The organism is Psychroserpens mesophilus (genome assembly GCF_000826645.1).
GTDB classification, from domain to species: Bacteria; Bacteroidota; Bacteroidia; order Flavobacteriales; family Flavobacteriaceae; genus Psychroserpens; species Psychroserpens mesophilus.
In genome coordinates this window covers 478848-494640 of the sequence record NZ_JXJP01000001.1, presented here as the reverse complement: position 1 = coordinate 494640, position 15793 = coordinate 478848, and the positions used below count along the sequence as shown (strand labels likewise).

Below are 15793 nucleotides of genomic sequence, written 5' to 3'. Positions count from 1 at the left end.
TCGAATACTCAACGATGACATTTTAAGGTCATAACGATGTACAATTAATTAACCATAAAATCTAAAACATATGAAAAAGTATTTCATTTTACTCGTATTAACATTTGCTTTATTTAATTGTTCTTCAGATGATGACAGTACTACTGTCATTCAAGAAGGAACATTAGCAGATCTTAAAAACTGGGCAAACCCCGAAATTATTGAGGCTATTGAAAATCAAGGATTCATTATTCACGAAGGAATTAATCCACCAAATATAGAAGGTTCATATCAAATTAGTCCGAGAGTTTTAGAAGCTACTAATGTGTCAAATGATTTCCCAATTGGCACAACATTTTTTCGAATAAACTTAATGTTTGGTGAACAAAACAACAATTCGCTAACCGTTAACTTTGTTGGAGAAGAGCTAAATCAAAGTGGCGATGTGCACAACACACAATCAGTAGAAAACTTCCTTGAAAACTCGTATATAACTGGTAGTGGCAATTCATTTACTGTATTTTTCAAAGTTACTGAAGTCAATGGAAACGGCAACGAAGCTCGAATTCTATACGCTTTTTCTGGGAACATTACTGAAGATGGGATAGCTAACATTCAAAATGCATTGTTTATGCTAAATAATTTCGGACAAGACGGAATCTTTATCGCAAATAATACTGGACGAATTTTTAGAGATTCAGACGAACTTGCAGAACATTTAGTACAGTAAAACGTAGCTATTTGAATCTTACGAATTTTGAATTTCCAAAGGTATAATTAGAAACCTGAATAATTTGATTTTCTTTAAGTTGATACCAAGGCGATATATTTGAATCTTCCAGGTTTTTAACCAAATGTACACTTTGCGCTGGTGTATTCCCTTGAAACAAAAGATACAGCTTGTCGCCTTTATCATTGATAATCTCATCGCAAATCATAACAATATGACCTGGAGAACCTCCTTTAATGAGCATATCTCCTATTTGCAAGTCTGATTCCTCAACAGATTCAAGTTCATTAAAAAGAGATAAGGTGCCAGAATACATATAAATTAAATTGAGATAATTATAAAAATTCTCTTTAGAATGATTGGTTTTGGCAGTTTTATAGAAATTAACTTTATTTCCATTAATCTTAGGTCTGTAACCTTCAGCATAGTTAGTCCATAAACAATAATGCCCTGAAGTAAAATTAAAACCAATCTCGGCTTTTCTATTGTGATCCCAAAGGTATTCACTTCGTATTCTAATAAGTGCATCAGCACATTGCTGTAAGCCATTTTCAGGCACTGGAATTTCTAAAATACCAATATGTCCACCTTGCCAGAAATAATGGGATTCGTCATAGTTTATAATCTTACTTCCAAAAGGTTTTAAGCTATAGTTTCTCAAATATTCCTGAAAGCTTTCTTTTGGATAAGGAACACGTTGGTAACCTTCTGGCACATTTACTCTGGTAAAGATGGTTAGGCTATCCTTATTAATCAGATTTGGTGTAGCATCTAATTTCGTTACAACAGTATCAGTAATCTTTTCAAGAGATCTAGACTGAACTGTATAAGCAGCCAGAATGCATATAATAATTACTGTTGAAAAAACCTTACTCATAGTTTTAGAACGTCAGATTTTTGAGTTTTCGTATTTGAAACACAAAAAAGTATTGTTTTAAATTAATCATATCTGAATACTCACAAAACCACAAACCTCTCTTTTAAAACCATTTACATCAATAAAACTTAATTTTTTTAGTATCTTTAAATTGAATATTAAACCTAACAACATGAAGCTATTACTAAAATGATAAGCTTTTAATTATGGCTCATAAATTATTAAAACTATATAGCTTTTTACTTTATATACTTGCAATAATTACCTTCTTCTTTATAGGCATCTCCATAGCAGACATTGTTGGTGCTGGAAAAAATCAAGGTCTGGCTGGTGGTGCAATTGTTCTGGGTTATGCTGTTGTCGGTTCGGTTATCGGACTTATACTGTCGCTTTTGATAGCAAATAAAACGAATAGAAAAGTTATTTTCAGACTTAATTTAATTTTAGCGCTATCTATTTTAGGTTTTATAGCTTATTATCAAATTAGGTATCAAAATCGGCAGGAAGCCAAAATGAAAAAACAGCAGAAAACAGAACTTCCCAAACAACAATCTACCCAAATCAGTAAACCCTTTGATGATTAAATTCAAATAAAAAAACCAACTCCATGGAGTTGGTTTTTTGTTTTAGATGAGATTCTGAAATAAATTCAGAATGACATTATATTGAATTTTGAATATTATCCTCCGAAATCATCAAATCTGATATGCTCATCTGGAATACCAAAATCTTCACCCATTTTCTGAACGGCTTGGTTCATTAATGGAGGTCCACAGAAATACAATTCAATATCTTCAGGAGCTTCATGGTGGTTTAAGTAATTATCAATTACACAGTTATGTATGAACCCAACAAAACCATCTCCTTCTTCATCGTGAATATCTTTTTTAACTTTCCAATTATCTTCTTCCATAGGTTCAGAAAGTGCCATGTAAAATTTGAAGTTTGGAAAATCTCTTTCTAATTTTCTAAAGTGTTCAATATAAAATAATTCTCTTTTCGAACGTCCACCATACCAATAGGTTACTTTTCGACCCGTTTTGATGGTTCTAAACAATTGATATAAATGTGAACGCATTGGTGCCATACCTGCTCCACCACCAACGTATAACATTTCGCTATCTGACTCATTAATAAAGAATTCTCCATAAGGACCAGAAATTACAACTTTATCACCTGGCTTTTGGTTGAAAATGTATGATGATGCAATACCTGGATTAACATCCATCCATGCATTTTTAGCACGATCCCAAGGCGGAGTTGCAATACGAACATTTAACATGATCTCACGACCTTCTGCTGGATAAGAAGCCATTGAGTAAGCTCTTTCAACAGTTTCGTCATTTTTCATGACTAATGGCCAAAGACCAAACTTATCCCATTCAGCCTGAAACTTATCAGGAGTTTCGTGCTCTTCAGGATGCGCCGTGATATCCATATCTGAGAACTTAACTTCACAAGGTGGAATTTCAATTTGAATATACCCACCAGCTTTATAGCCCATATCTTCAGGAATCTCAACAACAAATTCTTTAATGAATGATGCTACGTTATAATTACGTACAACGGTAGCTTCCCATTTTTTAATTCCGAAGACTTCTTCAGGAATTGTAATTTCCATATCCTGTTTCACCTTAACCTGACAAGATAAACGCGCACCTTCTTGTAATTCTTTTCTGCTGAAATGAGGTGTTTCTGTCGGTAAAGCTTCACCACCACCAGAAAGCACATGACATTCACATTGGATACAAGTTCCACCACCACCACATGCCGATGGTAGGAATATTTTTTCAGCTCCAAGAGTTGTTAATAACGTATTTCCAGAAGCGACTTCAATTTCTCGTTCTCCATTGATCAATATTTTTACTGGACCAGATGGTGATAATTTTTGTTTTACAAATAATAACAGAGATACTAGAATTAATGTTACTAGTAAAAATGCTGCTACTGTTGCTAAAACGGTTCCTAAGGTTCCTGCTGCTAAAATCATACTACTCTTCTATTTTAGTGTTGTTAGCTAATTCTGTATTCATTTCAGTTGGTACAACTTGTGCTGCAACTGTTGTTTCTTCTTTTGCTTCTTCGTCTCCACCAGTTAACATTCCTCCAAAACTCATAAAACCAATAGCCATAAGTCCTGTAATGATAAATGTTATACCTAATCCTCTTAAAGCAGGTGGCACATTAGAATATCTAATTTTCTCGCGAATAGCTGCAATAGCTAATATTGCCAAGAACCATCCAATACCAGATCCAATACCATACGTAGTAGCCAATCCTAAGGTTGCTATTTCTCTAGATTGCATAAATAAAGAGCCACCTAAAATGGCACAGTTTACTGCAATTAATGGTAAGAAAATACCAAGAGAATTATATAGTGATGGAGAAAATTTTTCAACTACAATTTCTACCAGTTGCACCATGGTTGCAATAGTTGCAATGAACATGATAAATGATAAGAAACTTAAATCATAATCTGCATATTCTGCTCCTAACCAAGATAAAGCTCCAGGCTGAAGTACGTACTGATCCAATAACCAGTTTAAAGGCACTGTTATTGCCAATACGAAAATTACTGCAGCTCCAAGACCAACTGCTGTTGATACCTTTTTAGATACAGCCAGATAAGAACACATTCCTAAGAATGTAGCAAATACCATGTTGTCTATAAATATCGATTTAAAAAATAATTCTATGTGTTCCATATTTTTTATTTTGATGTGATCCTGAAACATGTTCAGGATGACTTATCTGTTTAATCTTCTACTAATGCTTTATTTCTTGTACGTTGTACCCAAATAATGATTCCAACCACGATTAACGCCATTGGTGATAATAACATAAATCCGTTATTCTCATAACCAAAAGCATATAATCCTGTCTTTTCAATAGGATCTCCTAAAACAGGAATACCAAGTAAAGTTCCAGAACCTAAAAGTTCTCTAAAGAAACCTACAATAATCAATATCACAGCATATCCTAATGCATTACCAATACCATCTAAAAATGATCGCCATGGTCCGTTACCTAAAGCAAAAGCTTCAAAACGTCCCATAATGATACAGTTTGTAATGATCAATCCGACGAATACAGAAAGTGTTTTACTCAATTCATAAGCAAAGGCTTTCAGTACTAAATCAACAATAATAACTAACGTTGCTACAACAATAAGTTGCACGATAATTCTGATTTTTGATGGAATGATATTTCGCATTAATGAGATCACCACGTTACCAACACCTAATACAAATAATACAGATATTGACATAACAATTGATGCTTCTAATTCGGCAGTAATTGCTAAAGCAGAACAAATACCTAATACCTGAATTGTAATTGGATTATTATCTGCTAAAGGATCTTTTATTAAAGCTGCGTCTTTTTTTGAAAGTAGTCCCATATTAGTTAGCTTGTTTTTTTAAGTTATCAAAATAAGGCTTGTATAATTTCAAGTCACTTTTTATCATAGCTGAAACACCATCACCTGTAATCGTAGCACCTGCAATAGCATCAACCTCGTTATCCATTTTATCTTCATTTTTAGGATCAGCATTTCCTTTGGCAACTGTGATACCTTTAAATGCACCAGATTCAGTTAACAAATGCTCACCATAGAAATCGTCCATAAAATAGCGTTGCTTAATATTTGCTCCCAAGCCAGGTGTTTCGCCCTTATGATCAAAATAAGCGCCTTGTACAACCATGTTCTCATCTATAGCAACATATCCCCAAATAGCATCCCAAAGTCCTTTGCCATAAATCGGAGCTACATAAACCGTTTTTCCTTCTTTATTTTTTCCTACAAACAAAGGCAATTTTCTTGCTTTGCCATCTTTCGCGTTTGATTTCTGTTTTTTGACATCAATTAAATAAGGTTCTTGACCATTATTAGCATCCATATATTCTTGCCTGGTCATCTGACTTATCATCTTACCATCTTTAACCTCAAGAACTATTTGCTCAGACACTTTATCTGAAAACAATTTTGGTGCTTCTTCAGTAGATACAAAAACAGCACTACTCTCATCATTATTATTTACACCCATTGCATAGAGAATGTTTTGTTGTTTCTCTAAACGTTGGTTTTCTGTAATCGTAGGCTTTAATGAAGCAGCTAAGTAAGCTAATAATGAACCTACAACTAATACCATTATTATGGCAAATATTACAGTGTACGAATTTTTATCTGTTCTCTTTTCCATCGTTAGGCTGTTTTAACTTTTAGACGTTTCATACGACGTTTTACATTTCCTTGTACAACATAATGATCTATAGTTGGTGCAAAAACGTTCATTAATAATATCGCCAAGAATACACCTTCTGGGTAAGCTGGGTTAAATACACGAATCATAATGGAAATGAAACCGATCAAGAAACCATAAATCCATTTTCCTTTATTTGTTTGTGAAGCAGTTACAGGATCTGTAGCCATGTAAACAGCTCCAAACAGAATACTACCGATAATTAAATGTTGCCAGAACGGCACACTCATTAAACCATAGAACTTACTTGAATCTCCAATCCATCCCATATCTACAACACCATTGAATATAAGTCCCATAACTAAAGCACCTATTAATGTTGATACGATAATTCTCCAGCTTCCGATTTTAGTAAAAATTAGGAAAAGAGCACCAATTATGATTAAAAATTTCGAAGTCTCACCAACTGAACCAGGAATGATTCCCCAGAACATATCCCAGTAGTCATAGGCTACAGAATTATTCTGCGCATAAGCTCCTAAAATTGTTTCTCCAGAAATAGCATCGAGGTTTTCACCAGCTGCAATCATTTGATCACGTTCAACTGCACCATGAACCCAAACTTTATCACCTGACATCCATGTTGGATAAGCGAAGAATAAGAAAGCTCTAATCGTTAATGCTGGATTTAGAATATTCATTCCTGTACCACCAAATACTTCTTTACCAATCACAACACCAAACACAACTGCAACAGCTAACATCCATAAAGGAATATCAACAGGCACAATTAATGGTACTAACATACCAGTTACAAGGTAACCTTCTTCTACCTCATGCCCTTTGATTACTGCAAATAAAAACTCTACAGCAAGTCCAACACCATACGATACAATCACCAGTGGTAATACCTGCCACAATCCAACAACAAGGTTATCCCATGTCCAGAACGTAGATCCTAAAAACCCGCTAGAAGCTTCAATCTCTCCAAGAGCCAAGTAATGTTGATAACCAGCATTAAACATACCGAAGATCAAGCAAGGAACTAAAGCCATGATGACTGTATTCATCGTACGCTTTAAATCATCAGCTACCTTAATATGAGTTCCGTTGTGAGTAGTCTCATTTGGTAAGTATAAAAAGGTATGGAGTGCATTAAATGCAGGCGCCATTTTCTTTCCTTTATACTTTTCTTTTAAATTATGTAAATTACTTTTTAAACCCATTATCCTATTTCTTTAAGCATTAAGTCTAAACCTTTTCTAATAATATCCTGATGTGGTTGTTTAGACACACAAACAAATTCAGTCAAAGCAAAATCTTCAGGAGCAACTTCGTACATTCCTAAAGCTTCCATTTCATCTAAATCTTCATACATACAAGCTTTTAAAATTTGCATTGGGTAAATATCTAAAGGAAATACCTGCTCATAAGTTCCCGTAGTTACAAACGCACGATGCTCTCCGTTAGTATTGGTATTTAAATCGTATTTTTTCTTAGGATTTAACCAAGAAAACGTTAAGGCTCTTGACGTAGAAATCTTATTAAAAACTGGTTTATTCCAACCAAAAAATTCATAATCATCACCTTCAGGAATTACAGAAATCAAATTGTCGTAATATCCTAAACTCCCATCTGGTTTTAATTGCTTACCTGACAATACGTTTCCAGAGATGATACGATCGTTACCATCTTTATCAACACCATTATCATAAACCATGGTAGCAACTTCACTTCCTATTTTCGTTTTGAAATATCTTGGTTTCTTAACAGATGATCCTGCTAAAGCAACAATACGCTCAGCATTAAATTTTCCTGTAAGCAATAATTCTCCGATGATCACAAGGTCTTGTGCGCTAACAGTCCAAACAACTTCTCCTTTATTTACCGGATCAATTTTATTGATGTGCGTTCCAACATTTCCTGCAGGATGCGGACCAGATACTTTATGAATAGTCGCATCACTCATATTTGCCAGTGGCGAATTATTAGACCCAACAGAAACATGAACCTGACCTTCAGTTAATTTTGCCAAAGCAGAAATAGCGGCTTGTAACTGAGCTTCTTTACCTTGTAATACAAAATCTAAATCGGCAGCTAGAGGTGCTGTGGCATAGCCAGAAATAAAAATCGCTTTTGGTGATTTCTCTGGGTTAGCAATAACATCATAAGGTCTTTGCTTGATAAAAGGCCAACACCCTGAAGCCAATAAATGAGCTTTGGTTGTTTCGGCATCTGAGTTCATATTGAACTTACCATAATCCTTATAAGACTGTTCTTTATCTGCTTGAATTTTAACAGCATCAATACGTCGCTTAGGACCTCTTAATACTTCAATCACAGTTCCTGAAACTGGAGATACAAATTGTACGGCTTCATTCGATTTATCATAAAAGATAACTTCGCCAGCTTTTAAGCTTGCACCTTCTTTTGCTACAAGTTTTGGAATGACGCCGTGAAAGTCCTCAGGTCTTATCGTGCAGAAATTACTTATAATGGCTTGTTCTACTGATTTTTCAGCTTCGCCTACAAGTTTTATATCTAGACCTTTTTTAATCTTAATGTCTTTTGACATACGCTTTTTATTGAAATTAGTTGTCTAAAAATCGGTGCAAAAGTACGAATTAATTGAGTAAAAAAATAGCATATTAACGAAGTTTGTTATTTTTATTCGTTCTAAATAAATTACTATTTCTAATAAAAAGAAGGTGAAAGCGTAAGGTAGACTTCAAAAATAAAGTCGTCTATTGAAACGTAAAATTCAAGAATATCCCTCGCGTTTTCATGGTCGTTATATTACTCGTCCACGGACTGTCAGGATCTACATCTCTCACAAGTTCATCATTTAAAGCAAACACACCACGTATTGAAGGCGAGAATTTAAACCATTGGTTATAAAAATCAATACCGAAACCAAGCTCATAAAACAGAACATTTTTTTTGGTTCTAAACTGACCAGCACTATTATCATCTGGATTTTCCTCATTACTCGACAAGTTTAAAGACGTTGAAATACCAGCAAGAATAAATGGCTTAAAGTTGTTAAGTCGTTTGGTAGAAACTTTCAATAACAACGGAAAATGCACGTAAGTAGATTTAACCTCTCTCAGTAAATCCGAATTATTAAACTCAATACCATTAAAATAACTTGGATCATACATCAAATTTCGTTGTGTAATAAAAAGTCCAGGTTCAAATCTCAGATCTAAGTATTCTGTAATACGCAAATTAGAAACTAACCCAACACTGAAGCCTACATTAGTTTCAACAAGAATATCTTTTAAATCTTCCTCATAGTTGAACTGATAGTCATAACTATTTAACCCAAGAAAAAATCCCCATGACAAACGTGCTTTATCAAAGTTCTCGTTATTTTTAATTTTTTCCCTACTGAATAATTGTGCAGACGCAGTTTGCGATACAATAAACAAGGCTAAGATTATAAAAACTCTCTTCATAAATTTACATTATGCTTTGGATGCACTGTAAATAGTTGCAACACCAAAGGTCTGTGGTTGATCTACAACGTTAATAAACCCAGTTTTACGTAAAATATTGTTTAAGGCCTCTCCAAAAGGAAAAACCGAAGCCGATTCACATAAATACGAATAAGCCGATTGATCTTTTGAAAAGACTTTTCCAATAGTAGGCAAAATATATTTAGTATAAAAGTTATAACCTTGTTTATATGGTGTTTTTGTTGGCATTGAAGTTTCCAGAATTACAAAAATGCCTTCAGGTTTTAACACGCGATAAATTTCGGCCAATCCTTTTTCAAGTGTTTCAAAATTTCTAACTCCAAAGGCTACTGTTATGGCATCAAAGGAATCATCTTCAAAAGGTAAATTTTCAGAATCACCAATTACCATACTAATTTTATCATCTAAATTTTTAGTATTGATTTTCTTTCGTCCAACTTCAAGCATGCCGTCGCTTATATCCAATCCAACAATTTCTTTTGCAGTTGTTTTAGCTAAACTTATTGCCAAATCCCCTGTTCCAGTTGCAATATCTAAAATATTTTCCGGATTCGTTTTAGCAACAATATCAACAACTTTATTTCTCCATTTAATGTCTATACCAAAAGAAATAACACGGTTTAATCCGTCATATTCCTTTGAAATATTGTCAAACATTTGAGTGACCTGTTGCTTTTTATTTAGCTCACTATCTTTATACGGTTTTACTTTTGACACCTTCAATTTTTTTGCAAATATAGATAACTATCTTGTAGTAATTAAGAATTTACGCTATGAATTATTATCAAGCCTCATTTACATTAATTGAGATATTATTGTAGTATATTTGTATGTTTTTTCAATACAATTTATTTAATGAAAATAATAATTGCTGGAGCAGGAGAAGTCGGATTTCACTTGGCAAAACTATTGTCTTACGAATCTCAAGAGATTACACTAATTGATATTGACAAAGAAAATTTGTCTTATGCAAATGACCATTTGGATATCCGTACAATCAAAGGTGATGTGACATCTATAGCAATCTTAAAAGAAGCCAGAATCAATACTTCTGAACTTTTCATAGCTGTAACCTCGTCTGAAACAACCAATATTACAGCATGTGTGTTAGCCAAACAACTGGGTGCTAAGCGAACTATTGCCAGAATATCGAACTCGGAGTTTATTGATAATAAAGATGATGTTGGGTTTACAAAATTTGGAATCGATGAGCTTATCTCACCAGAAGCTCTTGCAGCCAGCGAGATAGAATTACTTCTAAATCAATACGGATTTAATGACACTTATGAATTTGAAGAAGGCGCATTAACGATGTTAAGTTTACGCCTCTCAAGAACAGCATCATTTGTTGGTAAAACGGTTAAGGAAGCTGCTCAGGTTTTTCCTGAACTTCATTTTATTCCAATTGCAATTCAACGTTTTGGAACCCAATACACAATTATCCCTAGAGGCGACACTCAGTTTAAAGAGGGAGATAAAGTTGTTTTTATGACTTCAAAAGGTGGTGACGACGAACTTTTTGAACTTTCAGGACGCGTGAAATCTGAAGTGAAAAATGTAATGATTCTGGGTGGAAGCAAGATTGGATTTAAAACTACTAAAGATCTTTGTGAAAGCAAGTTTAATGTAAAAATCATTGAAAAAGATAAGGATATTGCTTTTGAACTTGCTGATGATTTACCTAATGCATTGGTCATTAATGGTGACGGTAGAAACGTTGAACTTTTAGAAGAGGAAAACATTGGTGATATGGATGCTTTTATTTCTGTTACTGGTAATTCCGAAACGAATATTATGTCTTGTTTGGTGGCTAAATCTAAAGGTGTTAGAAAAACCATTGCACTTGTAGAAAATATGGATTACTACCAGCTTTCGCAATCCATTGGCATCGATACGCTTATTAACAAAAAACTTTTAGCCGCTAACAATATTTTTAGATATATTAGAAAAGGTGAAGTTTTGGCCATGACAAAACTTAGCAATATGAATGCGGAATTATTAGAGTTTGAAGTCAATTCTCCAAATTCTAAAATCACAAAAAAATCTATTAAAGATTTAGATTTTCCCAGATCTGCAATTATTGGAGGCATTATAAGAAACGAAACAGGAATCATCCCTCTTGGAAGCTTTCAAATTCAGGAAGGCGATAAAGTTGTTGTATGTTGCTTACCAAGATCCATATCAAAAGTTGAATCTTTTTTCTTTTAGACTAATACTAAGCTCCTAGAAACAGACTAATGAAACTTAATTTCAAAATCATTTTCCATTTTTTCGGACTGTTATTATTGTTCAATGGAGGCTTTATGCTTTTGGCTGCTCTCATGAGTTTCATATACAAAGATGGCGCAACAGCTAAAATTTTATTATCTGGGATTTTAGTTGTTATTGCTGGAGGCATTTTGATGGTCGCTACAAAAAATCACAAAAAAGAATTAAATAAACGTGAAGGTTATCTGGTAGTGTCATTTGGATGGATAGTCATGGCATTAACTGGTACACTACCCTATTTATTGACTGAATCTATTCCCAGTTTTACAAATGCTTTTTTTGAAACCATGTCTGGTTACACCACCACAGGAGCATCCATATTAAATGATATCGAAGCTCTCCCTGAAGGTGTTTTATTCTGGAGAAGTCTGACACACTGGATTGGTGGAATGGGAATAATTGTTTTAGCTATTGCTATTTTACCGTTACTAGGTATTGGTGGTATGCAACTTTTTGCTGCTGAAGCTCCTGGTCCTAATGCCGATAAATTACACCCTAGAATTACAGATACTGCGAAGCGTTTGTGGCTTATCTATTTTGGTTATACTGCTGCTGAAACAATTTTACTTCAAGTCGCAGGCATGTCTTTTTTTGATGCCATAAACCACTCGCTTTGCACCTTATCTACTGGTGGTTTTTCTACTAAAAATGCGAGTGTTGCCTTTTGGAACGGACAACCAGTTATTCAATACATCATTATTGTATTTATGTTTTTGGCTGGAACCAATTTTATTTTGAGCTATTTTGCGTTTAAAGGCAAAGTTCAAAAGGCTATTCGAGATGAAGAGTTTAAACTTTATTTTAAGTTTATCGCATTATTTACAATAATTGCAGCGCTTATCATTTATTTTAGAGCTGATTTTTCGATTTCATCAATTGATCATCCAATGATCTATGGGAAAGCTGAGGCTTCTATCCGTCATGCGTTGTTTCAAGTGATAGCCATTATTACAACAACAGGTTTTGTAACTGCCGATTACACATTATGGACACCTTTTCTGGTGGTATTCTTCTTCGGCTTAATGTTTTTAGGTGGTTCTGCAGGAAGTACCTCAGGTGGTGTTAAAGTTGTGAGACATATGATTATGATAAAAAACGGGTTCCTTGAATTCAAAAGAGCTTTACATCCAAATGCCGTATTACCTGTTCGTTACAATAAAAAAAGTGTTACGGGGAATATTGTATTTAACATTTTAGGGTTTTTCATCCTTTACATGATTTCATTCATAGTTGGTGCCTTGGTGTTTTCTATGTTTCAGATTGATTTTGAATCTTCTATCGGTCTTTCAGCTTCGAGTTTAGGAAATGTTGGACCTGCTCTTGGTAATTTCGGACCAGTAAATAACTATGCTGCATTACCAGCTCTTGGAAAATGGTGGTCGGCTTTTTTAATGCTTATTGGTCGTTTAGAACTCTTCACTGTTTTAATATTATTGACACCTTTTTTCTGGAGAAACAGATAAATTAGAACTATTTTTTTCAATTTTTAACACTTTTAAAATTTACTAGTAAATATAGGTAGTTCGGAAATTTTACCCTTGATTTTTAATGATTTAGAAGATATCTCGTTGTAACATTTATTTCAATTGTACGTCTTATTTGTATAATCATAAAAATCAACCATCATGGAATTAGTAATCACACAAGAATTAGAACCGTTACCCATACGTAGCTTAAAAACAGAATTTGAAACACCAGAAGGTATATTAAATTCAAACTATAAAAAAGTTGTTAAATGCAATTTAAACAACCACAATTCAAATTCAATCTTTGGTATTAAGCAACGTATAAAAAGCAGACAATATCAATTTACTTCAAGTATTGAAACTCTTTTAAAAGTGTCTGTTTTTGTAATCGTCTTAGCAGTAATTTTCTAATACTGCCTCAAAATCAGCTCTTTTAACTGATACGATTGAGCACTTACTCAAAACTATCTTTTACATTCGGAATTAATGACTTTTCGATTCGTGATTCACGTATATCGAAGCACATTATTTACTTTAGTTAGAACGTTTGACTTCTGAAGTATTTCAGAGCAAAAAAGATATCATGGGCTCAATCTCATCAATGAATGCTACCATAAATAATAACAGAAAACTATTAAAAAATGGTAAACGTGTACCATTCACTAAAATGAATGGAGGATCAAGTAACACTAAAGGTTACAAACCTTATGTATTACCTAAATTACAACCTCATGTACTTAGAAGAGTAAGAAGAAAAGTTAAAAGGGAAAACCGAAAACTACTAATAAAAAAATTACTCATTACTACTATAGTACTGTTAGTGTTGTTGTACTGGATTTATCAATTGAAATAATAAAACAAATGTCATACGATGTCAAAACAATTCTTGTTGTTGGTGCAAGTGGAGCTACGGGTAAACATGTTGTTGAAGAACTTCTGAATCATAATCACACTATCAAAATTGTGATAAGATCTAAAAACAGAATACCCGAGTATTGGAAAACTAATAAAAACATCACCATTACTGAAGCTAGTATTTTAAATTTAACTAATACCCAACTACAAGACTTGGTTAAAAATTGTGATGGTATTGTATCATGCTTAGGTCATACTTTAACTTTTAAAGGGATTTACGGACATCCTAGGAAGTTAGTTACAGAGACCGTTTCTAGGCTTACCCAGTGTGCCATTAAAAATGATTCTGATAAAAAGGTGAAATTTATTTTGATGAATACGAGTGGAAACAGAAATCGTGATTTAAATGAGCCTATTTCATTTGCACAACGAGCTGTTATCTTTTTGTTGAGATGCCTTTTACCTCCTCATGTTGACAATGAAAAAGCTGCCGATTTTCTGAGAATTAAAGTTGGACAACATCATAAAAACATAGAATGGATTGCTGTAAGACCTGATGGTTTAATAAACAAAGAAGAGGTTAGTGACTATGAAATTTATCCATCACCAATAAGAAGCGCCATATTTAACGCAGGTAAAGTAAGTAGAATAAATGTAGCTCACTTTATGGTTAACTTAATCAATTCAGATAAAGAATGGTCAAAATGGAAAGGACAAATGCCTGTAATATACAGTAAAGAAGATTAACTCAAAACTTCCTTAATGCGTTTGATAGCTTCAATAATCTGCTCTTGAGACGCAGCGTAAGAAATTCTAATACAATTAGGATTTCCAAAAGCTTCACCTGTAACCGTTGCAACATTAGCATGTTCTAATAAAAACAAAGACAAGTCTGTTGCATTGTTGATTGTTATTCCTTTAATGGTCTTTCCGAAGTAATAAGTCACATCTGGAAATACATAAAAAGCACCTTCAGGTTCATTAGTTTTAAAACCCTCAATATCATTAAGCAATCCTAAAATAAGCTCTCGTCTTACTTTAAATTCATCAATCATATATTGTACTCGAGAAGGTGGTTCGTTCAAAGCCGTAATAACAGCACGCTGTGCTATACAATTGGCTCCACTTGTAATTTGACCTTGCATCTTATTACATGCACGAGCTATTTCGGTTGGTGCACCAATGTATCCAATTCGCCAACCAGTCATTGCAAATGCTTTAGAAACACCATTTACTGTAACTGTTCTGTCGTACATATCATCAAATTGAGCCATGCTTGCATGTTCACCTACAAAATTGATATGCTCATATATTTCATCAGACACAACAATAATGTTTGGATACTTTTGCAAGACGTCTGCTAATGCTCTAAGTTCTTTTTTACTGTAAACAGATCCACTAGGATTACATGGCGAACTATACCAGATCATTTTAGTCTTTGGTGTAATTGCAGCTTCTAACTGTTCAGGTGTAAGTTTAAAATCGTTTTCAATTGAAGTTGTAACCTCAACAGGAACACCTTCGTTTAATTTTACAATATCACTATAACTTACCCAATACGGACAAGGTAAAATAACCTCATCTCCTTTATTTAAAATAACTGCAGCAATATTAGCCAGCGCTTGTTTTGCTCCAGTTGAAACCACAATTTGCGGTAAGGTATAATCCAGTTGATTATCCCTTTTAAATTTTGTAATTATAGCTTGCTTTAATTCCACATAACCATCAACAGGAGTATATGTATTGTAATTGTCATCAATAGCTTGTTTTGCAGCTTCTTTGATAAAATCAGGTGTATTAAAATCTGGTTCTCCAAGACTTAAGCCAATAATATCTTTTCCTTGCTCTTTCAACTCTCTTGCTTTTGCTGCCATAGCAAGGGTTGCAGAAGTTGACATATTTAAGACTCTTTCTGAAAGTAGGCTCATGTGTGATAT

17 protein-coding genes are annotated in these 15793 nt (G+C 33.8%); 7 read left to right on the top strand and 10 right to left on the bottom strand.

Going from position 1 to position 15793, the window contains the following annotated elements; translation table 11 throughout:
• The first annotated feature begins 70 nt into the window (after positions 1–70).
• Positions 71–709: a hypothetical protein gene (locus TD18_RS02120; protein WP_040247774.1), complete on the top strand. Its 639-nt coding sequence runs from the start codon at positions 71–73 to the stop codon at positions 707–709.
• 7 nt (positions 710–716) lie between these two features.
• Here TD18_RS02120 and TD18_RS02115 read toward each other — a convergent pair whose 3' ends face one another.
• Complete coding sequence (locus tag TD18_RS02115) at positions 717–1586, bottom strand: DUF4846 domain-containing protein (RefSeq protein ID WP_040247771.1); 870 nt, start codon at positions 1584–1586, stop codon at positions 717–719.
• A gap of 206 nt (positions 1587–1792) precedes the next feature.
• Between TD18_RS02115 and TD18_RS02110 the strand changes: the two genes are divergently transcribed.
• Complete coding sequence (locus TD18_RS02110) at positions 1793–2170, top strand: hypothetical protein (protein WP_040247769.1); 378 nt, start codon at positions 1793–1795, stop codon at positions 2168–2170.
• Between the two features lie 95 nt (positions 2171–2265).
• On the opposite strand, the gene nqrF is transcribed toward TD18_RS02110, so the two are convergent.
• The 8 genes from nqrF to ubiE all read right to left on the bottom strand — a co-directional run bounded on the left by nqrF (position 2266) and on the right by ubiE (position 9984).
• Complete coding sequence (gene nqrF, locus TD18_RS02105; protein ID WP_040247766.1) at positions 2266–3576, bottom strand: NADH:ubiquinone reductase (Na(+)-transporting) subunit F; 1311 nt, start codon at positions 3574–3576, stop codon at positions 2266–2268.
• 1 nt (position 3577) lies between these two features.
• Positions 3578–4291: an NADH:ubiquinone reductase (Na(+)-transporting) subunit E gene (gene nqrE, locus TD18_RS02100; protein WP_040247971.1), complete on the bottom strand. Its 714-nt coding sequence runs from the start codon at positions 4289–4291 to the stop codon at positions 3578–3580.
• A gap of 50 nt (positions 4292–4341) precedes the next feature.
• Positions 4342–4986 carry an NADH:ubiquinone reductase (Na(+)-transporting) subunit D gene (locus TD18_RS02095; protein WP_040247764.1) on the bottom strand — a complete coding sequence of 215 codons (645 nt, stop codon included), beginning with the start codon at positions 4984–4986 and terminating at the stop codon, positions 4342–4344.
• Between the two features lies 1 nt (position 4987).
• Positions 4988–5788: a Na(+)-translocating NADH-quinone reductase subunit C gene (locus tag TD18_RS02090; protein WP_040247762.1), complete on the bottom strand. Its 801-nt coding sequence runs from the start codon at positions 5786–5788 to the stop codon at positions 4988–4990.
• A 2-nt stretch (positions 5789–5790) separates the two neighbouring features.
• Positions 5791–7014 carry an NADH:ubiquinone reductase (Na(+)-transporting) subunit B gene (locus TD18_RS02085; RefSeq protein WP_040247761.1) on the bottom strand — a complete coding sequence of 408 codons (1224 nt, stop codon included), beginning with the start codon at positions 7012–7014 and terminating at the stop codon, positions 5791–5793.
• Positions 7014–8363, bottom strand: coding sequence for a Na(+)-translocating NADH-quinone reductase subunit A (locus tag TD18_RS02080; protein WP_040247759.1), 1350 nt, complete (start codon positions 8361–8363; stop codon positions 7014–7016). Before TD18_RS02080 ends, TD18_RS02085 begins: the two co-directional genes overlap by 1 nt.
• Positions 8364–8532: 169 nt before the next feature.
• A complete protein-coding gene (gene porT / locus TD18_RS02075; RefSeq protein ID WP_040247757.1) occupies positions 8533–9246 on the bottom strand; it encodes a type IX secretion/gliding motility protein PorT/SprT in 714 nt (237 codons plus the stop codon).
• A gap of 9 nt (positions 9247–9255) precedes the next feature.
• Positions 9256–9984: a bifunctional demethylmenaquinone methyltransferase/2-methoxy-6-polyprenyl-1,4-benzoquinol methylase UbiE gene (gene ubiE / locus TD18_RS02070; protein ID WP_040247970.1), complete on the bottom strand. Its 729-nt coding sequence runs from the start codon at positions 9982–9984 to the stop codon at positions 9256–9258.
• Positions 9985–10122: 138 nt separating this feature from the next.
• On the opposite strand from ubiE, the gene trkA reads away from it, so the two are divergent.
• The 5 genes from trkA to TD18_RS02045 all read left to right on the top strand — a co-directional run bounded on the left by trkA (position 10123) and on the right by TD18_RS02045 (position 14603).
• Positions 10123–11475, top strand: coding sequence for a Trk system potassium transporter TrkA (gene trkA, locus TD18_RS02065; RefSeq protein ID WP_040247754.1), 1353 nt, complete (start codon positions 10123–10125; stop codon positions 11473–11475).
• Between the two features lie 29 nt (positions 11476–11504).
• Positions 11505–12998, top strand: coding sequence for a TrkH family potassium uptake protein (locus tag TD18_RS02060; RefSeq protein WP_040247747.1), 1494 nt, complete (start codon positions 11505–11507; stop codon positions 12996–12998).
• A gap of 162 nt (positions 12999–13160) precedes the next feature.
• Positions 13161–13412 (top strand): hypothetical protein, encoded by a 252-nt coding sequence (locus TD18_RS02055; protein WP_040247746.1) that lies wholly within the window; start codon positions 13161–13163, stop codon positions 13410–13412.
• Between the two features lie 172 nt (positions 13413–13584).
• Entirely contained in the window at positions 13585–13854 is a 270-nt protein-coding gene (locus TD18_RS02050) for a hypothetical protein (RefSeq protein WP_040247744.1), read from the top strand.
• Between the two features lie 8 nt (positions 13855–13862).
• Positions 13863–14603, top strand: coding sequence for an NAD(P)-dependent oxidoreductase (locus TD18_RS02045; RefSeq protein WP_040247742.1), 741 nt, complete (start codon positions 13863–13865; stop codon positions 14601–14603).
• On the opposite strand, the gene TD18_RS02040 is transcribed toward TD18_RS02045, so the two are convergent.
• Positions 14600–15784, bottom strand: a complete 1185-nt coding sequence (locus TD18_RS02040) for a pyridoxal phosphate-dependent aminotransferase (RefSeq protein WP_040247740.1) — start codon at positions 15782–15784, stop codon at positions 14600–14602. The two genes, TD18_RS02045 and TD18_RS02040, sit on opposite strands and share 4 nt — an antisense overlap.
• Positions 15785–15793 lie beyond the last annotated feature (9 nt).